At 53.4% G+C, this 17,437-nt stretch carries 11 protein-coding genes; 7 read left to right on the top strand and 4 right to left on the bottom strand.

Translation table 11 applies throughout. From position 1 onward, the window contains the following. Positions 1 to 64: 64 nt before the first annotated feature. The 3 genes from Q4D85_RS03565 to Q4D85_RS03555 form a co-directional block, all read right to left on the bottom strand. Positions 65 to 1,243 carry an ATP-binding protein gene (locus tag Q4D85_RS03565; RefSeq protein WP_303198250.1) on the bottom strand — a complete coding sequence of 393 codons (1,179 nt, stop codon included), beginning with the start codon at positions 1,241 to 1,243 and terminating at the stop codon, positions 65 to 67. A 242-nt stretch (positions 1,244 to 1,485) separates the two neighbouring features. Continuing rightward, positions 1,486 to 2,226, bottom strand: coding sequence for a hypothetical protein (locus tag Q4D85_RS03560; RefSeq protein ID WP_303198249.1), 741 nt, complete (start codon positions 2,224 to 2,226; stop codon positions 1,486 to 1,488). Positions 2,227 to 2,294: 68 nt separating this feature from the next. Then, positions 2,295 to 2,819, bottom strand: coding sequence for a CE1759 family FMN reductase (locus tag Q4D85_RS03555; RefSeq protein WP_047262162.1), 525 nt, complete (start codon positions 2,817 to 2,819; stop codon positions 2,295 to 2,297). Positions 2,820 to 3,160: 341 nt separating this feature from the next. On the opposite strand from Q4D85_RS03555, the gene Q4D85_RS03550 reads away from it, so the two are divergent. From Q4D85_RS03550 to Q4D85_RS03540, 3 genes are read left to right on the top strand one after another with little or no spacing between them, the layout of a single operon-like run. Continuing rightward, on the top strand, positions 3,161 to 3,874 hold the full coding sequence (locus Q4D85_RS03550) for a hypothetical protein (RefSeq protein WP_303198248.1): 714 nt from the start codon (positions 3,161 to 3,163) through the stop codon (positions 3,872 to 3,874). Then, the gene (locus tag Q4D85_RS03545) at positions 3,875 to 5,884 is read left to right on the top strand and encodes a YhgE/Pip domain-containing protein (RefSeq protein WP_303198247.1); all 2,010 of its coding nucleotides are present in this window, start codon (positions 3,875 to 3,877) and stop codon (positions 5,882 to 5,884) included. Between the two features lie 9 nt (positions 5,885 to 5,893). Beyond that, on the top strand, positions 5,894 to 8,701 hold the full coding sequence (locus tag Q4D85_RS03540) for a DEAD/DEAH box helicase (protein ID WP_303198246.1): 2,808 nt from the start codon (positions 5,894 to 5,896) through the stop codon (positions 8,699 to 8,701). Positions 8,702 to 8,882: 181 nt separating this feature from the next. On the opposite strand, the gene Q4D85_RS03535 is transcribed toward Q4D85_RS03540, so the two are convergent. Continuing rightward, entirely contained in the window at positions 8,883 to 9,746 is an 864-nt protein-coding gene (locus Q4D85_RS03535; protein WP_303198245.1) for a neutral zinc metallopeptidase, read from the bottom strand. A 280-nt stretch (positions 9,747 to 10,026) separates the two neighbouring features. Here Q4D85_RS03535 and aspS point away from each other — a divergent pair, with 280 nt between their 5' ends. From aspS to alaS, 4 genes are all read left to right on the top strand, one after another. Beyond that, entirely contained in the window at positions 10,027 to 11,817 is a 1,791-nt protein-coding gene (gene aspS / locus Q4D85_RS03530; protein ID WP_303198244.1) for an aspartate--tRNA ligase, read from the top strand. Positions 11,818 to 11,989: 172 nt separating this feature from the next. After that, on the top strand, positions 11,990 to 13,249 hold the full coding sequence (locus Q4D85_RS03525; RefSeq protein WP_303198243.1) for a phosphotransferase: 1,260 nt from the start codon (positions 11,990 to 11,992) through the stop codon (positions 13,247 to 13,249). 68 nt (positions 13,250 to 13,317) lie between these two features. Then, positions 13,318 to 14,607, top strand: coding sequence for a replication-associated recombination protein A (locus tag Q4D85_RS03520; protein WP_303198294.1), 1,290 nt, complete (start codon positions 13,318 to 13,320; stop codon positions 14,605 to 14,607). An 83-nt stretch (positions 14,608 to 14,690) separates the two neighbouring features. After that, positions 14,691 to 17,357: an alanine--tRNA ligase gene (gene alaS / locus Q4D85_RS03515; RefSeq protein WP_303198242.1), complete on the top strand. Its 2,667-nt coding sequence runs from the start codon at positions 14,691 to 14,693 to the stop codon at positions 17,355 to 17,357. The last annotated feature ends 80 nt before the right edge of the window (positions 17,358 to 17,437 follow it).

Here is a 17,437-nt window from a genome sequence, read left to right as displayed (position 1 = left end):
GTGCGTCGCAGTGGGTTTTGCTTGCGGCGCACTTTTTGGTTTTTTCAACGGCTTGGTGCTGGATCTAGCTGCCATGTGAAAGCACAAACTCCCGCGCATAAGGTAGCGTGAAATCTACTTTGCCGCGAACCGGCGGGTATATTAATTCGCGGCTGATCAGCTTGGCGCGCACCTGCGAGGCAACATTTGCCTTTAATCCCATCCGATTGGCTATCTCCGCGGTGCTGGCAGGTTCCGGACCTAACATAGCCATGTGGTGCAGGAACTCCTGCTCGCGTTCGCTTAGCCCAAGAAACGCTGGGCGATGGACTTGTTGCTCCATCCGGTAGATGACGTCCGCTGTGATGGTTTCGATGGTGGCAACATCGACCGTGTCTTTGTGGTCAATTTCTGCTTGTGCCCACGATAGGGAACCGACAGTTTGAATCAGGTAGGGATATCCTTTGGTGATCTCCGTAGCCAGTGACAGCGCGTCGGGATCGAACTGTTTTTGTCCTTCCGCCATGGTTTCTTCCAACGTTGCGGCTGCGGATTTGGCATCGACCATTCCTAATTCGATGTATTCGGCGCGCCGAAGAAAGGTCATGCCTTCGTGGGTGAGTAAATCATTGATTCCCGCGGCGAGCCCGGCCCCGGCGAATGCGATATTAAGATCGTCGCGTCGTAAATCCTGAATGGTAGTAGCCAATTCTCGCATTTGTTCGGTCGGTACGGATTGCACCTCGTCAATGGTGATAAAGACTCCTTCGACGGCAGTCAATAGTGCACGCAACATCGTATTGAGCGTGGGAACCGGAGCCGCTGCGGCAGAAATATCGAAGTCTATTCCGCCGACACCTGCTATGGAGATGCCACTGATGGTGCGTTTTGTGCCGTCACTTCGTTTGGTCTTTCCATCGCCGGGGTCTTGAAGTGCAGTGACGGCGGCGGGAATGACGGTCTCCATCAGGTGGGTAATCATGGTGGGGCGAGGGTCTGCCCGTAACACGATCCAGCCGTATTGCGTTGCTATGTCTTCAAATTCATTAAGCAAAACAGTTTTACCGATACCGCGCGGACCGGATACGAGTGATACACGGATCGGGTTGCCTGGTTCAAACAAGCTGAGTTGAAAAGAGCGAATCCAGTTATCGCGACCTGCTAGGTACAGCGGCGACATCCCGAAACTGGGGCGGAATTGATTACGCGCTTGGGGCTTCTCAGCATTGCGGCGTGTTGATGGATTCTTGCGTGCTGCATTCATAGTTATTGTCGCTTTTCCTGGCCGGTGGTGTGTTGATGGCTTAACTGTCACCGCCATCGTACCCGGCTCAGACCGAAGAATCGATAGATATTATAGAAAACGTAAATTTTGTAGAAAATATAGAAAGTTTAAAACCACCGAAACACCATCAATGCCGCCATAACCGTGGGGCTAACCGTGGGGCTGGTACGGTCGACGCGGGGCTCGACCGGGCGCTTGATGGGCGTCGACAAGCGGCTGCGTTAGGCGCGGGAAAGCTTCTCCACCAATAGCGCGACGTCGGAACCAGTCACGATCCGCAGCGGTTTCTGATGCGGTTTACCGGATTCGTTAATGATTATGGCACTTGGCAGGTGCCCATCAAGCGGTGTGGTCATGGCTGTTATAACTGCGGTTGGGGTGGCGTTGCGGCCTAGGAAAACGCATGATTTTCGGCTGATAGCCATGACTTCAGAGCGCAGAAGCTCGTCGATGGTGTCGTTAGTATCGATGGTTATCAGGGAGTCTGTCCGGGGACGAGTTGCAATCCATCGCACCACGTCTTGATCCTGCACAACCGTGATAAATGAGCCTTCGGAATACACCGGGTACTTTCCGTGGCGGGCGCGGAGAAGTTCACCAAAAGTCGTGGAAGGAGAGTATGTTGCCACTCGTTGTCCGCCCAATACCTGCAGTGCCGTTGCCGGATGTAGTAGCTGGTCGCGGATCTTTTCAATGCGCCGAAGCGTATCGACATTCGGCTCGGCGATTGGCTGGAAATTTTCGTCGTATTCACCATGTGAAATGGCGTTGCGCAGCTCAGCGTACTCCAGCAACGTTTCCGCTTCCTGCGAACCAAGGATGCGAATGCGCTCGGCATCACGAACCATTCTGCTAAAGCTATCGCTGTGTCGGGCGCTGAGCCGATGCCGGAGATGCCGCTCGATGTCGTTAAAGGCTGCGAGGAACGGGAACGCGCGGTGATGGTTAAGATCGACGTCCATACCGCCAATAGTAGTGAGCCGATCTGGCTCATGACAGCAGCGAGTGATGTGACAATCACCGATTTGCGTTACTTAATCAGCGAACACATTTCGTTGGCGGCGCGATCAATGCGCTCTAGTAGAAGCGGCCAGGCCTCAGGGGTTCGATCGGCAGGAGTAACCAAGATGCCAGTTGGGACTATGCGGGCTTTGAAGAAAGAGAACAACGGCCGGATCGCGTATTCAATGACGAGTGCGTGCCGTTGCGAACCCGCGTTAGCAGCAAGGATAACTGGCGTGTTCTTGAGTGATTCCATGGGGATTGCGTCGAAAAACAGCTTAAATATCCCGGAGTAGGAAGCCTGAAAAACGGGAGTGACCACGATTAATGCATCGGACTCGGTGACCGTGTCGATGGTTTGTTCAAGCTGCGGGGTACAAATTCCGCCCGTCGTCATGAAATCTATAAGATCGTGGCCTAAATCCTTGATCTCAATAACTTTTAGTTCCATGTCATCACGCGCGGAAAGGATAGGGGCAGCGATTAATTGCCCCAGTTCCACGGAAGAAGAAGGCGATGCAAGCCCAGCCGAAATAATAGTTAATGTAGCCATAACACTTCACACGATAACTTAAAATCTTTAAAAACAAACAGAAATTGGCCTTCAACTTTATTTCCGCTGATAAAAGTAGGGGCAAGGGGGTGTTATTTTTACCAAAAAGGGGGACTCAAATGTGCAAAAACTTAAAAAGCTAATTAGCTAATGCTGAAATTATAAATAGAAGTTTCACGATGTTGGCACACATTGCAAAACGTGACAAACGTGGATGAATGGCGAAGAATGGGGCAATAATGTCCGTTTTGTTCGCGGGGCAATTAACGTTTTCCCGCTTATTCACCCCTCATCACAATTGATGAACCTTAATACGAAACGCGAAAAAGCAAAGAAAGAATATGGATACTGTAGAAACCCCAACTGAAGTTTCGATGTGCATCAAGGCAACCGGGCTTGAGGTCATCTCCGGTGTGCAGTTTCCCGATATCGAAGTTCCGACCGTTGGTTTGACGCTTATCCACACCGATCGGGAACAAGCAGCAACTACTCTCAGCATGACACTGTGCGGAAGAATGAAAGAAGCCTCAGGTTCGGTGATTGTATGTGGTGCAGATGGCAAGGAATTTCACTCTCCAAAACAACGTTTTCTGCACACAGCTATAGCCGGAGTACCAGAAATAGACTCCCTCGAACGTCTGGTGCCGGTACGGACCGTCATTAGAGAACAAGCTGCGTGGCATGAAAAATGGTGGAAACCAACCCCGCGAAACATCGATACCATTGCCTCATACCGCAAGGCAGCCGATCTGCTTGGGTTTGATATGGATAATGAAGCCGCCAAGCGCACCCTCGTAGGACAATTAGACCCGTACCGCCGGTTCGTATTGCGAATCGTGTTGGCGATAATGTCGCGGCCGGATGCAGCATTGCTATTGGTCGATGACATCGATCAACTGCGTAGCCTTGAATTGCGCAATAACCTACTGCGTAACTTACGTTCGCTCAGCGCCACCATGCCGGTTGTCGCAATGAGCGTTAACCCGGATACTGATGCCATTTGCCATCATGTAGTCGCGGTGCATAACCATCGAGGAAACGGGGAGGTGGAATAAATGAGCACGTTTCATATCGGCTCGGAGCTGCGGCGATTTTCTCGCGGCAAACTGCCGCCCTTGGCTTTGGCAGTTATCATGCTTCTTCCATTGTTGTTTGGCGGACTCTTCGTTTGGAGCTACTGGGACCCGATCGGGCGACTGAATAACTTGCCTGTCGCGGTGATCAATTCCGATGATGGGGCAGAAGTTAATGGCGAAGAATTGAACGCTGGCGATTTGATCGTCGAAAAGCTACTCGCCTCCGGTGCTGTCGACTTTCACGAAACCACGGTCGAGGAAGCCCAAGAAGGTGTGGCGAACGGAACATACTATTTTGCCATCGAATTTCCGGAAGACTTTTCCCAAGCAGTTTCTAGCGTCAATACCGATAATCCACATCACGCCACGATGAATGCGGTGTTTAACAACACCAATGGATTACTTGGTACCGCTTTGGGCAATCAAGTTGTCAATCAAGTGTTGATGATTGTCAATGAAAATCTAGGCGAGAAACTTGTCGACCAATTGCTTGTCGGCTTCAGCACTATCAAGGACAATCTTGGCAAAGCAGGAGACGGCGCGCAGCAACTCGCTGATGGAGCGCACACCGCAACCGATGGTGCCCAAAAACTCGATGGTGGAGCAGGCACGCTAGCTGACGGCCTGATCACCGCAGACGACGCAGCCCAGCAACTCGCTGACGGGTCTGAAACACTGAGCACAAATCTGAATACTGCAGCTGGGGCCTCGCAATCGCTAGCCGACGGCATGAGCCAATTAAACGCTGCTACTGATCGATTAGGTGCCGGTGCTGGGCAAATCAGTGAAGGGGTAACCAAGCTCACTGGTCCGGCAGCAACGGTGGCCGGTGCACAAGAAGAAGCACTGACCCCGTTGATCAATCTCGCAGCGCAACTGCGATCGTTGAATATTCCGCAGGCAACAGACCTTGCACAGCAAGCAGATGCCATCGTTTGGAATATCCGCAACCAAGGATTGGGTAACGGTGATGACGCCATCAGCAAACTCAACCAATTATCTGCTGGCGCGCAAGAATTACACCGGCAGCTAACAGATCCGACAGCCGAATACCGGGCAGGACTAAACAGAGCAACAGACGGCGCTCGTCAGCTATCTGAAGGCGTGCACAAGCTTTCCGACGGGTCCGAGCGGCTGGTCGTTGGCAGCCGAAAGCTGGCAGACGGTACCTCTAAGTTGTCGCAAGGAGCACAGCAATTAACCGTCGGCGCGAACCAACTAGCCAGCGGCATGGTTCGCTTAGACGAAGGCAGTGGCGAACTCGCGCTGAAATTAAACCAAGGTGCGGAACAAGTTCCTGGTTTCGCGGACGGAGCGTCCGCCTCGTTCGCCACTCCGGTTAAAGAACAACAAACCAAAGACGAACTTTCGCTATTTGGTGTGGGACTCGCCCCAATGTTCATCTCCATCGGCCTGTTTATGGGCGCCACCGTAATATTCATGCTGCTGCGCCCATCACAGCGCCGCGCCATCGACTCCGGTGCGGTTCCCATCCGCGGCGTCATGGCATCGTATTTGCCCGCGATCGTGGTGGGCATAGCCCAAGCCACAATTATGTTTTGCGTCCAGCGATTCGCACTGGGGCTACATGCAGTCCACGAATTCGGACTGTGGGCGAGCATGTGCCTGATCTCCGTCGCGTTCATCGCCATAACTCAAGGTTTGAACAATATTTTTGGGGCAACGGTTGGCCGTGTTCTGTGTTTGGGATTAATGACGCTGCAGATAGTGTCCTCCGGCGGGCTTTATCCACCGGAAACCCAGCCTGCTCCGCTTCGGTGGTTCCATACCATTGACCCCATGACCTATTCAGTGAACCTAACGCGAGAAATGATTTTTGGAATTGATGCTGCCTATGACGACCGGGCCATAGAAGCGGCGCTCTTCCTTGTGGTCGTTATGGCGTTATTCTTGACCGCCTCTGGTTTGTCCGCCCGGCGGGATCGCCGTTGGAAGATGAAAGACTTCCGGCCTGAAGTATCTGTTTAGAATGAGGGCATGGATCGTTCCCGAGTCAATGCATTACGCAACCGTGCCGCCGCGTTAATCGACTACATTCCAACCGTCGAAGCGTTAATTGCCACCCTAACGGCAGAACCACTTCCAGCCCGTGTTTCCACGCAAATCGGCTTAATCGACGGTGCGGAATCGGTCCACGTGATAGATCCCGCCATGATAACGTGGCCGCCTGGCCTGTTCGTTCGGGTTGAATGCGCCGATGCCCTCGAATCCCTACAAAAGTTCCTGAACCTGATCGCGCCGCTTGGCCAGCTTTATCGGGCGAGTGAGAAAGCAGGAAGTCTGTTTGGTTCGCTGTTTTCTTCGGCCGCAAATAACGCTGCGGCTCAGGCCGCGGCTGAGGAACTGGAGCTTCGGCTGACGGATCCCGCAATTTCCGAATTAGAAACCGTGGCTAAAGATGTCTTGCACCGGGCGCAGCTTGCCAATAACCTTCAGCTTCGCGGTGTGCACCTTAGCCCAGGCGTCCATGGGCTGCCCGATTCGTATATTTCTGCCGCCCGCAACGCATTGATTGCGGAGCTGGGGTTGGAAAATGCCGTAGGAATTGGGTTTGATACGCTCGATCGGAACTACGTCTATCCGACATTCATGCTGGTGCAACGTATAATCCACGATCCGCTTGCCCAGCCGCAGTTAACCGAAGAAGCCAGGCGGCAATTGCACCAGCTTCAGAGCGAACGAGCCGAACTACTGATGCGGGAATTGCCCGTTGATCATTTAAAAACGGTCACGAACGACCGGCTCCGAACTACCGGATTAGCGGAAATCGGGATTTCGACTGTGCACGATGTTTTGCATACACCGATAACGACGTTGACCCAAGTGTCAGGCATTGGACTCCAGACCGCCAATCGGCTCAAGGCGGCCGCCCAAACGTTGCTTTCGGAAGCACAGGCAGCTGATACCGCCACGATAGGTACCGAAGCGTCACCGGCAGCGAAAAACCTGGTCGGTGTGTTGAAAGTATTTGAACTGACCGATACGTTGACGATCGATCAGAAAAACCGGCGGGAACGCCTGATTCGGTACTTCGCCGAGTTTCCGGAGAACATGAACCCGGCTGGAACTGCCTTGGTTGTAGTGAAAGCAGGGGAGAATTGCTACGGACAGTTTTTGGATGACATTGCGTGGGCAGTCGCGGCACCAGAGTCATTGATGACTCAGGCCACCTCGATACCGGTCGGAGCAGACACCCTGGCGACGGCACGGCAGCTCAGCGAGGATGCGTGGGTGGATTATCTATCCCGACCGGCGCATTATCAGTCGTTGCTCGACGCGCTGCTAGAAAATAGTGCTGCTGCGACGAATCTGGCGGGTCTGGACGAATCCACGATCGAAGCGATCCGCGCTTTACAACTCAACGACGAATTGCTCCACGATCTGTACCTGCGTGGCTATCAGAGCTTCGGTGCCAAATTCGCTTTGGTGCGCAAGAAAACGATTCTGGGCGACGAGATGGGGCTTGGAAAAACCGTGCAAGCTTTGGCTGCGGCAGCCCATCTTTCCGCAGCACAGCCTGCCGCGCGAATTGCGGTGGTTGTTCCTGCGTCATTGATCGTGAACTGGAGTCGCGAAATAACGAAATTCACCAATATTCCCGTCCACATTGGGCACGGTGAAGCGAAAGAAGTGGCTGTTTCTAGCTGGGCGGAAACCGGGGGATTCCTCATAGTCACCTACGATGGTGCCCGCAGTATGGATATCGCCGCGCCAGAGATGGTGATAGTTGACGAGGCGCACTTCGTGAAAAATCCGGGAGCGCTTCGATCCAAAGCGGTCGCAAAACTCATCGAAGAAGCCGACTATGCGCTGCTCATGACCGGTACACCGATGGAAAACCGGTTGAAGGAATTCCGACAACTAGTCCGTTACGTTCAGCCCGAATTGCTGTCAGATAGCCCCGAGGATTCTGCCGAACGTCCCGCACAATTTCGGGTACGGGTGGCACCCGCATACTTGCGACGCAACCAGCAAGACGTGCTCGATGAACTCCCAGAAAAGGTTGAGAACCTTGATTGGGTGACGCTTAGCTCCGCTGACGAAAAGAACTACGCGGCCGCTATCACCGACTCCAACTGGATGCGGGCTCGCCGGGCGGCATTTCAAGCCCAGTCGCCGATGTGTGCCAAGGTCGAACGCATCCGGGAAATCGTCGCCGACGCGGAAACTGAAAATAAGAATGTCTTGATTTTTAGTTACTTCCGCGATGTTTTGGAGCGCTTGCAAGAAGAATTCGCCACTAAATCGGTCGGTGTTATTAACGGTGACGTTCCACCAGCCCAGCGCCAGTTGCTTGTCGACGATCTCGGCGTCGGCGGTAGCGTACTGTTGGCGCAAATCGGTGCCGGTGGTGTGGGACTGAATATTCAAAAGGCCCAGATTGTTGTTTTGGCTGAGGTACAAGTCAAGCCCAGCCTGGAAGATCAAGCAATCGCCCGGGCGCACCGTATGGGACAAACCGAAATCGTGCACGTTCATCGAATCATCGGCGACGACACGGTCGACGAACGGTTACTGGAAATAACCAAAGAAAAACGGCAATTATTTGATCAATACGCGCGCGAATCCGAAGCCGCCGACGTCCACGACGCCGTCGATGTTTCTGAAGCACAGCTTGCCGCAGACATCATCGCAGCCGAACGCAAACGCCTGGGAATCACCGACGACACAGAAACTAACAATGCGGAAGATGCAACGGAATCCGAAACATCCGAATCAGCAACAGCAACAATACCCGCGCAAGAACCAGATTCCACAAACGACAGTAACCAACCAATCCAGTGATTGGGTTGCGACCCAGGGACGTCGACAAGCGGAAACCGCAGTAAAATTGAAAGCCGAAATCAGATAAACGTCCGGCCCACGTTATAAAACGTTGGACCGGACGTTGTGCATCTGACATCAAACGATGGTACCCCTGGGCTACGACAGTGCCTACGACCACTAAAAAGACTTACAGCAAACTTTATAGTGGGCAGCTAGACAGCTGACCAGTTTGATATCCATTGAGGAATGCCTGCTGGCGTTGCTCTGAGGTGCCATGAGTAAATAGGTCTGGGCGAACAGTGCCGCCGGACCGCTTCTGGATATTATCGTCACCCACTGCCCGGGCGGCGTTGATAGCACCTGCTAGTTCTTCCTGGGTAATGGGTTGGAGGAAAGCATTTTCACCCTTATCCGCATAATGCGCCCAAATACCGGCGTAGCAGTCTGCTTGCAATTCAATCTTCACCGCATTGGAATCGGCACCCGGCTCATTGTAATTGGACAAATGGAGCGTTCCCTGCAGTTTCTGGATATGGTGGCCAAATTCGTGCGCCACGATATATTCCTGCGCAAACGGGGTGTTTTTAGCACCAAACTGCGGAAGCTTCTCGAAGAAGGAAACTTCGAAATATGTCGTTTGGTCGCCAGGGCAATAAAACGGGCCAGTGGCAGCAGTTGCCATTCCGCAGCCAGACTGGATGGAGTTATCGAAAATACGGACTCCGGGTGGAACGTACGCGATTCCAGCTTGTTCTGGCAGAATTTTTGCCCAAATGGGATCGAGAGATTCGACCGTAAAAGCTACACGGCAATCGGCTTGTTCATTGGCATCAGCACCTGTCTTACAATCGCGATTAAATCGCGCTGCTTGATCTTCAGCTACATTGTTTTGTTGATTGCCGCCCAAAACATCTGCAATCTGGCTAGGGTCGGCGCCCATGAAATACATGATCCCAGCGAGCAGCAAAATACCTATGCCGCCGCCACCAACGGCCATGCCGCGAGCGCTGCCACTGCGCTGCACGCGATCGCTACGTCTAGTAACATCAGGTCGGAATGTCATAGTTATATATTCTTCCATGAAACGCTGTGACAGTGAAGGATTGACCACCAGTAGCTACCAGCTTTAATGGGACAAGTGATCCGTAGATGGTTGGGTTTAGCACACAGAATGCGCCTTTTCGCCCCGATAACGGTAGACTTCTAGGGTCTGATAACAATCAAATAACCGCACAATCGCCAAGCATTCCTACTTGAGCTAGTGACATAGGGTGAATTGATACAAACCGTAATGAAACTGGTTCTTGGGTTAAGCATGGCTTTCTTGAAAGGATTTGAGGCCAGTGCTGCGCACTCATCTCGCAGGAGAACTTCGTAAGGAGACTGCCGGACAGTCTGTCACCTTAACCGGTTGGGTTTCCCGCCGCCGAGACCACGGCGGTGTTATCTTCATTGATCTGCGTGATTCTTCCGGGATCGCACAGGTTGTTTTCCGCGATAATGCAGTGGCAGAAGAAGCCCACCACCTGCGCAGCGAATTTTGCCTCAAGGTCACCGGAACGGTCGAATTGCGTCCGGCAGGTTCGGAAAACCCCAACCTACCATCCGGCGATGTTGAAGTTAACGTCACCGAACTCGAAGTACTCAACGAGGCTGCCGCGCTGCCGTTCCAAATCGATGATGCCGCCAAAGGCGGTGAAGTTGGCGAAGAAGCCCGTCTGAAGTATCGGTACCTCGACTTGCGCCGACCACACCAAGGCGAGGCCCTGCGGTTGCGCTCTCGCGCCAACCAGGCTGCTCGGAAAGTGCTCGGCAATCATGATTTTGTGGAGATCGAGACACCAACATTGACCCGTTCCACCCCGGAAGGTGCACGTGACTTCTTGGTGCCAGCCCGGCTTAAGCCTGGCTCGTGGTATGCATTGCCGCAGTCCCCACAGCTGTTCAAACAGTTATTGATGGTTGCCGGCATGGAACGTTACTACCAGCTGGCACGTTGTTATCGCGATGAGGACTTCCGGGCGGATCGCCAACCGGAATTCACCCAGCTCGACATCGAGATGAGCTTCGTCGATCAAGACGACGTTATCGCGCTTGCCGAGGAAATCCTGGTGGAATTGTGGAAACTCATCGGATACGAAATAACCACCCCGATTCCTCGGATTACTTACCACGAGGCAATGCGCCGGTTTGGTTCAGATAAACCGGATCTTCGATTCGATATCGAATTGGTCGAGTGCACCGAGTTCTTCAAGGACACTCCGTTTAGGGTATTCCAAAACGAATATGTTGGCGCTGTGGTGATGGCTGGTGGTGCCTCCCAACCACGCCGACAGTTAGATGGTTGGCAAGAATGGGCAAAGCAGCGGGGCGCGAAAGGGCTTGCTTATATTCTGGTGGGCGAAGACGGCGAGCTTTCCGGCCCGGTGGCCAAGAACCTCTCCGATGCTGAGCGTGCCGGAATCGCTGGACACGTTGGTGCGAAACCAGGTGACTGCATCTTCTTCGCCGCAGGCGATACCAAGAGTTCGCGGGCGCTGTTGGGGGCAGCACGAGGTGAAATTGCCAAGAAACTCGACCTCATTAAAGACGGCGACTGGGCGTTTACGTGGGTCGTTGATGCTCCAATGTTTGAGCCGTCGGCAGATGCCACCGCGTCCGGTGACGTTGCTCTTGGGCATTCAGCCTGGACAGCGGTTCACCACGCGTTTACCTCGCCGAAACCAGAGTGCGTTGAAACCTTCGATTCCAACCCGGGCGAAGCGCTCGCATATGCCTACGACATCGTATGCAACGGAAACGAAATTGGTGGTGGTTCGATCCGTATCCACCGCAGGGATATCCAAGAGCGAGTGTTCAAAGTCATGGGTATCACCGAGGAGGAAGCGAACGAGAAATTCGGCTTCTTGCTCGAGGCCTTTGCTTTTGGTGCACCACCGCACGGCGGTATCGCCCTTGGCTGGGATCGAATCGTGTCCTTGCTGGGTGGATTCGACTCCATTCGCGATGTCATCGCCTTCCCGAAGTCCGGCGGTGGTGTCGACCCATTGACCGATGCACCAGCGCCAATTCCGTTAGAGCAGCGTCGCGAAACTGGCGTGGATTTCAAACCTAAGAAATCCGAAGCCAAGTAGCTATTAATTTCCGGCGTTACTGAACCTACAATTCGGTAACGCTTAACAGTTTGGGCCTACACGGTAGCCATACCTAACGTAGGCTTAACGCTAGAACCAGCTAGCAGCTTTTTGGCGAAATGCTAGCTAGTTTTCTTCTATTCACTTATGTACTTCGAGGTGAAACGCTCAGATGAACAGCCCAAGCCCAGAGCTAATTCGTGACATTGTGATTACTGCAGAAGGGTTGTTATCGCAACGATTCGGCGGCAATCAGTCGTTAACGGAAGTCAAGGAATTAAGCGGATCTGGAAATGCTGTTGTCTTGCGTGCGAAAGTGGCGCCATCGCCGTTTTTGCAGCAACGGTCTGTCGTTTTGAAATACGTTCCCGGTGCCGGGAATATCGGCGATGAGGCCAATCTCATTCGGGAGATCGTCGCTTATCAATTCACCACCAGCCTGCAAGAAGATGTCAGGCCCGGTCCGGTATTGCTGACTCACGACGTCGAGAAGAAGCTTTTAGTCATCACTGATGCTGGCGATGGTGACACATTCGCAGAGCTTTTGATGCGATCATCTCAATCTAACCGCATTGAGATTCTGCGTGCCTTGGGGAAAGCAATCGGTAAAATGCACGCCAGCACTGCGGCTAAAGAGCAGGATTTTAAGATTTTGCTCGGACGAATGCTGGCTAAGCACCCGCGGATTAAAGAAGTGCATCGGGTTCGGGAGCAAATGCCGGTGGCGGCAATCACCATCGGTGAACGGCTTGTGCGCGCCGCTGGAATAGAAATCCCCGATGAGGTGATTAATTTTGCAACTGAGGCTGCCCGCAGGCTGAGCTCCGGACACCACCGGGCATTTACCCCGTTTGATCTGACCCCCGAGAACGTGATTGTTTCTGATCGTACCCATTTTCTGGATTACGAATGGGCAGGGTTTAGGGACGCAGCTTTTGATGTCGCGTGCGTGGTGGCTGGGTTCCCCCAGAATCTTTCTACGCGTCCAATCTCCGATGAAGAAGCGGATGTTTTCATAGATTCCTGGGTGCGGGAAGTGAACACTATGTGGCCGAACGTCAATAATCGGGAGCGGTTAAACGCCCGGATCGTGGCCGCAATGATTGGTTGGTCGTTCTCCTCGGTTGCATTGATGCATTTCGACATCAATGATCCGGAAATACTAGAAATGATCCTGCCAAACGGTAAAGCCATCGATGTGAACGAAGAGATGATTGCACAGCTGGTGGAATCTGCCTCGCCGTGGGCTATCGACTTGCTCAGCGGCACACCGGTGGAACCAGAAGACGACATGCGGCTCATCCGGCTAGATCTCTACGAAACCTTCGAGGCATTAGAGCGGTTCGCCGCCCGTGGCAATAACCCAAGCTTTGGGCCGATCGCAGCGTTCGCGCGTGAAGTGGTTTCCCGACTCACTGTCCAAGAACGGTAATTATCGTGGCCGAAACGCTTTTCGACGCACCCCAGGGCGGTGACGGTGACGGAAAAGAATTCTTCACCGTGGGCTCCCACGCGCCGTTGGCGGCGCGAATGCGGCCGAGAAGTTTGGAAGAAGTTGCTGGTCAAGAACACCTTTTAGCGCCCGGCAAACCGCTTCGTCGGCTCATTGAAGGTTCCGGCGCGGCTAGCGTTATCCTATATGGCCCACCCGGAACCGGAAAAACCACCATAGCCTCGCTGATTTCCTCGGCGACTGGGCATACGTTTGTTGGGCTGTCAGCGTTGAACTCGGGTGTTAAGGAAGTACGGGCGGTCATTGACCAGGCGCGACGGGCGTTGATCGATGGGGTTCGTACAGTGCTCTTTATCGACGAAGTCCATCGTTTTTCTAAGACCCAACAGGATGCATTATTGGCAGCTGTGGAAAACCGGACGGTACTTTTGGTGGCGGCAACCACCGAAAACCCCAGTTTCTCGGTGGTAGCGCCATTACTTTCGCGGTCATTGCTACTGCAGCTGCAGCCGCTTGACGACGGCGCAATCCGGGACGTCCTGAACCGCGCTATTTCCGATGACCGGGGATTGGCTAATCGTATTAGCGTCACGGCTGAAGCGCTTGACCAATTGGTAGCGTTATCAGGCGGTGACGCCCGGCGCGCACTGACGTATTTGGAGGCGGCCGCGGAAGCGGTCGCTGATGGTGGTGTCCTCGATAGTGATGTGATAAGTGCCAACATTGATCGGGCAGTGGTTCGCTACGATCGAGATGGAGATCAGCATTACGACGTGACTTCCGCGTTCATTAAATCGATCCGGGGTTCGGATGTCGACGCTGCGATTCATTACTTGGCGCGGATGATTGAGGCCGGGGAGGACCCTAGGTTCATTGCGCGCCGGTTGATTGTGCATGCGGCTGAGGATGTGGGTATGGCTGATCCGCACGCACTACCAATCGCGGTCGCAGCGGCGGAGGCTGCGCAGTTTATTGGTTTGCCAGAAGCACGGATTCCACTGGCCGAGGCGACGATCTATCTGGCTACCGCCCCGAAGTCCAATACTGTGTATCGGGCGATTGATGCAGCCATCGCTGATGTGCGGGCGGGGAAGGCCGGGGTGGTGCCACCGCACCTTCGGGATGGGCATTATTCGGGTGCTAAGCAATTAGGACATGCGGTGGAGTATCAGTATCCACATGACTATCCGGCTGGGGTGATCGCGCAGCAGTATTTGCCGGATACGTTGTTGGGTAAAGCGGAGTATTATCGTCCCTCTAATCACGGCAATGAGAAGCGGCTTCGTGGGGTCGTCGACAAGCTACGCGCATTAATCCGGGGCGAAGTGCTAAAGTAAGCAAATTGTGTGCCATCGCGTAATCAACCACGCTTTGGTATAGATTCACCGAGTTATTTAACGAAACTTTAAGGACGTTTGTCGTGCAAACTCATGAAATCCGGGAACGGTTTATTAATCACTATACTTCTGCTGGCCACGAATATGTGCCGTCAGCGTCATTGATTCTGGACGATCCGAACTTGTTGTTCGTCAACGCCGGAATGGTGCCGTTCAAACCGTATTTCTTGGGTCAGCAAAACCCGCCGTTTCCTAGTGGTACGGCCACCAGTATCCAGAAGTGTGTTCGCACGCTGGATATCGAGGAAGTGGGTATTACCACTCGCCATAATACGTTTTTTCAGATGGCAGGCAATTTCTCGTTCGGCCAGTACTTCAAGGAAGGCGCTATTAAATACGCCTGGTCACTATTGACTAAGCCGGTTTCTGAAGGCGGCTACGGTTTTGATCCGGAGAAACTCTGGGTCACCGTTTACTTAGATGACGATGAGGCTGCACAGATTTGGGAGACGGTAATTGGCTTGCCACCTGAGCGGATTCAGCGGCTGGGAATGGCCGATAACTATTGGTCCATGGGCGTGCCTGGTCCGTGTGGTCCGTGTTCGGAAATCTATTACGACCGTGGTCCAGAATATGGCAAGGAAGGTGGGCCGATCGCTGATGATTCTCGCTATTTGGAGATCTGGAACCTTGTGTTCATGGAAAATGAACGCGGCGAGGGAACCGGCAAGGATAGCTTCGATATAATCGGGCCGCTTCCGAAGAAGAATATCGATACCGGTATGGGGGTTGAACGTGTTGCATGTCTGCTGCAAGGCGTTGATAACGTCTATGAAACTGACTTGCTGCGTCCGGTCATTGATGCCGCTGAAGAGGTAACCTCCGCGACCTATGGAAAGGATCAGGAATCAGACATCCGGTTCCGGGTGATCGCCGATCATTCCCGCACCGCGATGATGCTGATTCTAGACGGCGTTACTCCAGGTAATGAGGGTCGGGGTTATATCCTTAGAAGGTTGTTGCGTCGTATTATTCGTTCTGCTCGGTTGTTGGGTGCTACGGGTAAAACCATGGAGAAATTCATGAACACGATCATGGATACCATGACGCCGTCGTATCCTGAGATCGCCGAGAACCGGGAGCGGATTCTTCGGGTTGCGGTTACTGAGGAAAATGCCTTCTTGAAGACGTTGGAATCCGGCACTCAGCTGTTTGAGGACGCAGCGGCAAAGGTTAAGGCTGAAGGTTCAAAAACCTTAGTCGGTGCGGATGCTTTTGCGCTGCATGACACCTACGGTTTCCCGATCGATTTGACGCTGGAGATGGCGGCTGAAGCTGGTTTGGAAGTAGATACCGAAGGCTTCGATGCGTTGATGGCGCAGCAGCGTGCCCGGGCGAAGGCTGATTCTCAGGCGAAAAAACACGGGCATGCGGATTTGTCGATCTATCGGCAGTGGGTAGATGAGCATCCGACTGATTTTGTTGGATTTGATGATCTTGAGTCCGAATCTAAGGTCATCGGTTTGATCGCTGATGGTCAAAAGGTTAATGAGGTTCACACAGGCCAGGAGGTTGAGGTCATCCTTGATGCCTCCAGCTTCTATGCTGAATCGGGTGGCCAGATCGGTGACCGGGGTCTTATCACGATGGGCGACACGCGGCTGAATGTGCAGGATGTCCAGAAGGTGGGTAAGAAGCTGTGGGTCCACCGGGCTGTGGTGGAAACCGGTGGCCTGGGTGTTGGCGATACGGTCGCAGCTTCGGTCGATCCGAAGTGGCGGCATGCTGCACGCCAGGCGCATTCGGCTACGCACTTGATTCATGCGGCGCTGCGGGAAGTCCTGGGACCTACCGCTGTTCAGGCTGGTTCGATGAATAAGCCGGGCTACCTGCGGTTCGATTTCAATTACACCGAGGCTTTGACGCCGCATCAGCTAGAGCAGATCGAGGCGATCACCAACGAGGCTGTTGATACCGACTGGCAGGTCAACACCATTGAAACCACTCTTGATGAAGCCAAGAAAATGGGCGCGATGGCGTTGTTCGGCGAAAACTACGGCAACCTTGTGCGCGTGGTGGAGATCGGTGGGCCGTTCTCCATGGAACTGTGCGGCGGCACCCATGTGGATCACTCGTCCCAGATCGGACCAGTTGCGGTGTTGGGCGAATCGTCCATCGGATCCGGTGCTCGACGTATCGAGGCATATTCCGGCCTTGATTCGTTTAGGTACCTGTCTAAGGAACGCGCGCTTGTTGAAGGGTTGGCTACCTCGTTGAAAGCACCAGCGGAAGAGGTGCCAGACCGGGTTGCGCAATTGGCTGCGAAGCTGAAAGAAGCAGAGAAGCAGATCGCTGATCTCAGGCAAGCACAGTTGCTGGCACAGTCGGCTAAGCTGCTTTCCAGTGCTTTGGTATCCGGCAAGATTCGGGTGATCGCCGTGAGGTTGGATGATGGAACTACTGCGGGTGATCTCCGTTCCTTGGCTTCAGATATTAAAGCGAAACTCGGCTCTGAACCAGGGGTTGTGGTGTTAACCGCCGTAACCGACGGCAAGGTTCCGTATGTTGTCGGTGCTACTTCGGCAGCCACGGCGTTGGGTGTGAAGTCCGGTGATTTGGTCAAGAGCTTCGGCGAATACGTCAATGGACGCGGTGGCGGTAAGCCTGATATGGCTCAAGGTTCCGGAACAGACGCTGACGGGATTCAAGCTGGCTTCAAGGCGATTTACGAGCAGGTGTCTAAATTTTAAAGTGACGCCTTAGGCGACTAGTCCATCGATATTTATTGACGATCGTATGACTATGCCCCCGCACTCTTAATTGGTGTTTC

Origin of the sequence: Corynebacterium sp. (assembly GCF_030532965.1) — a bacterium.
In the GTDB taxonomy this organism is placed as follows: Bacteria; Actinomycetota; Actinomycetes; order Mycobacteriales; family Mycobacteriaceae; genus Corynebacterium.
The sequence above is the reverse complement of the archived record's forward strand: the minus strand, read 5'-3'. Positions and strand labels throughout refer to the sequence as shown.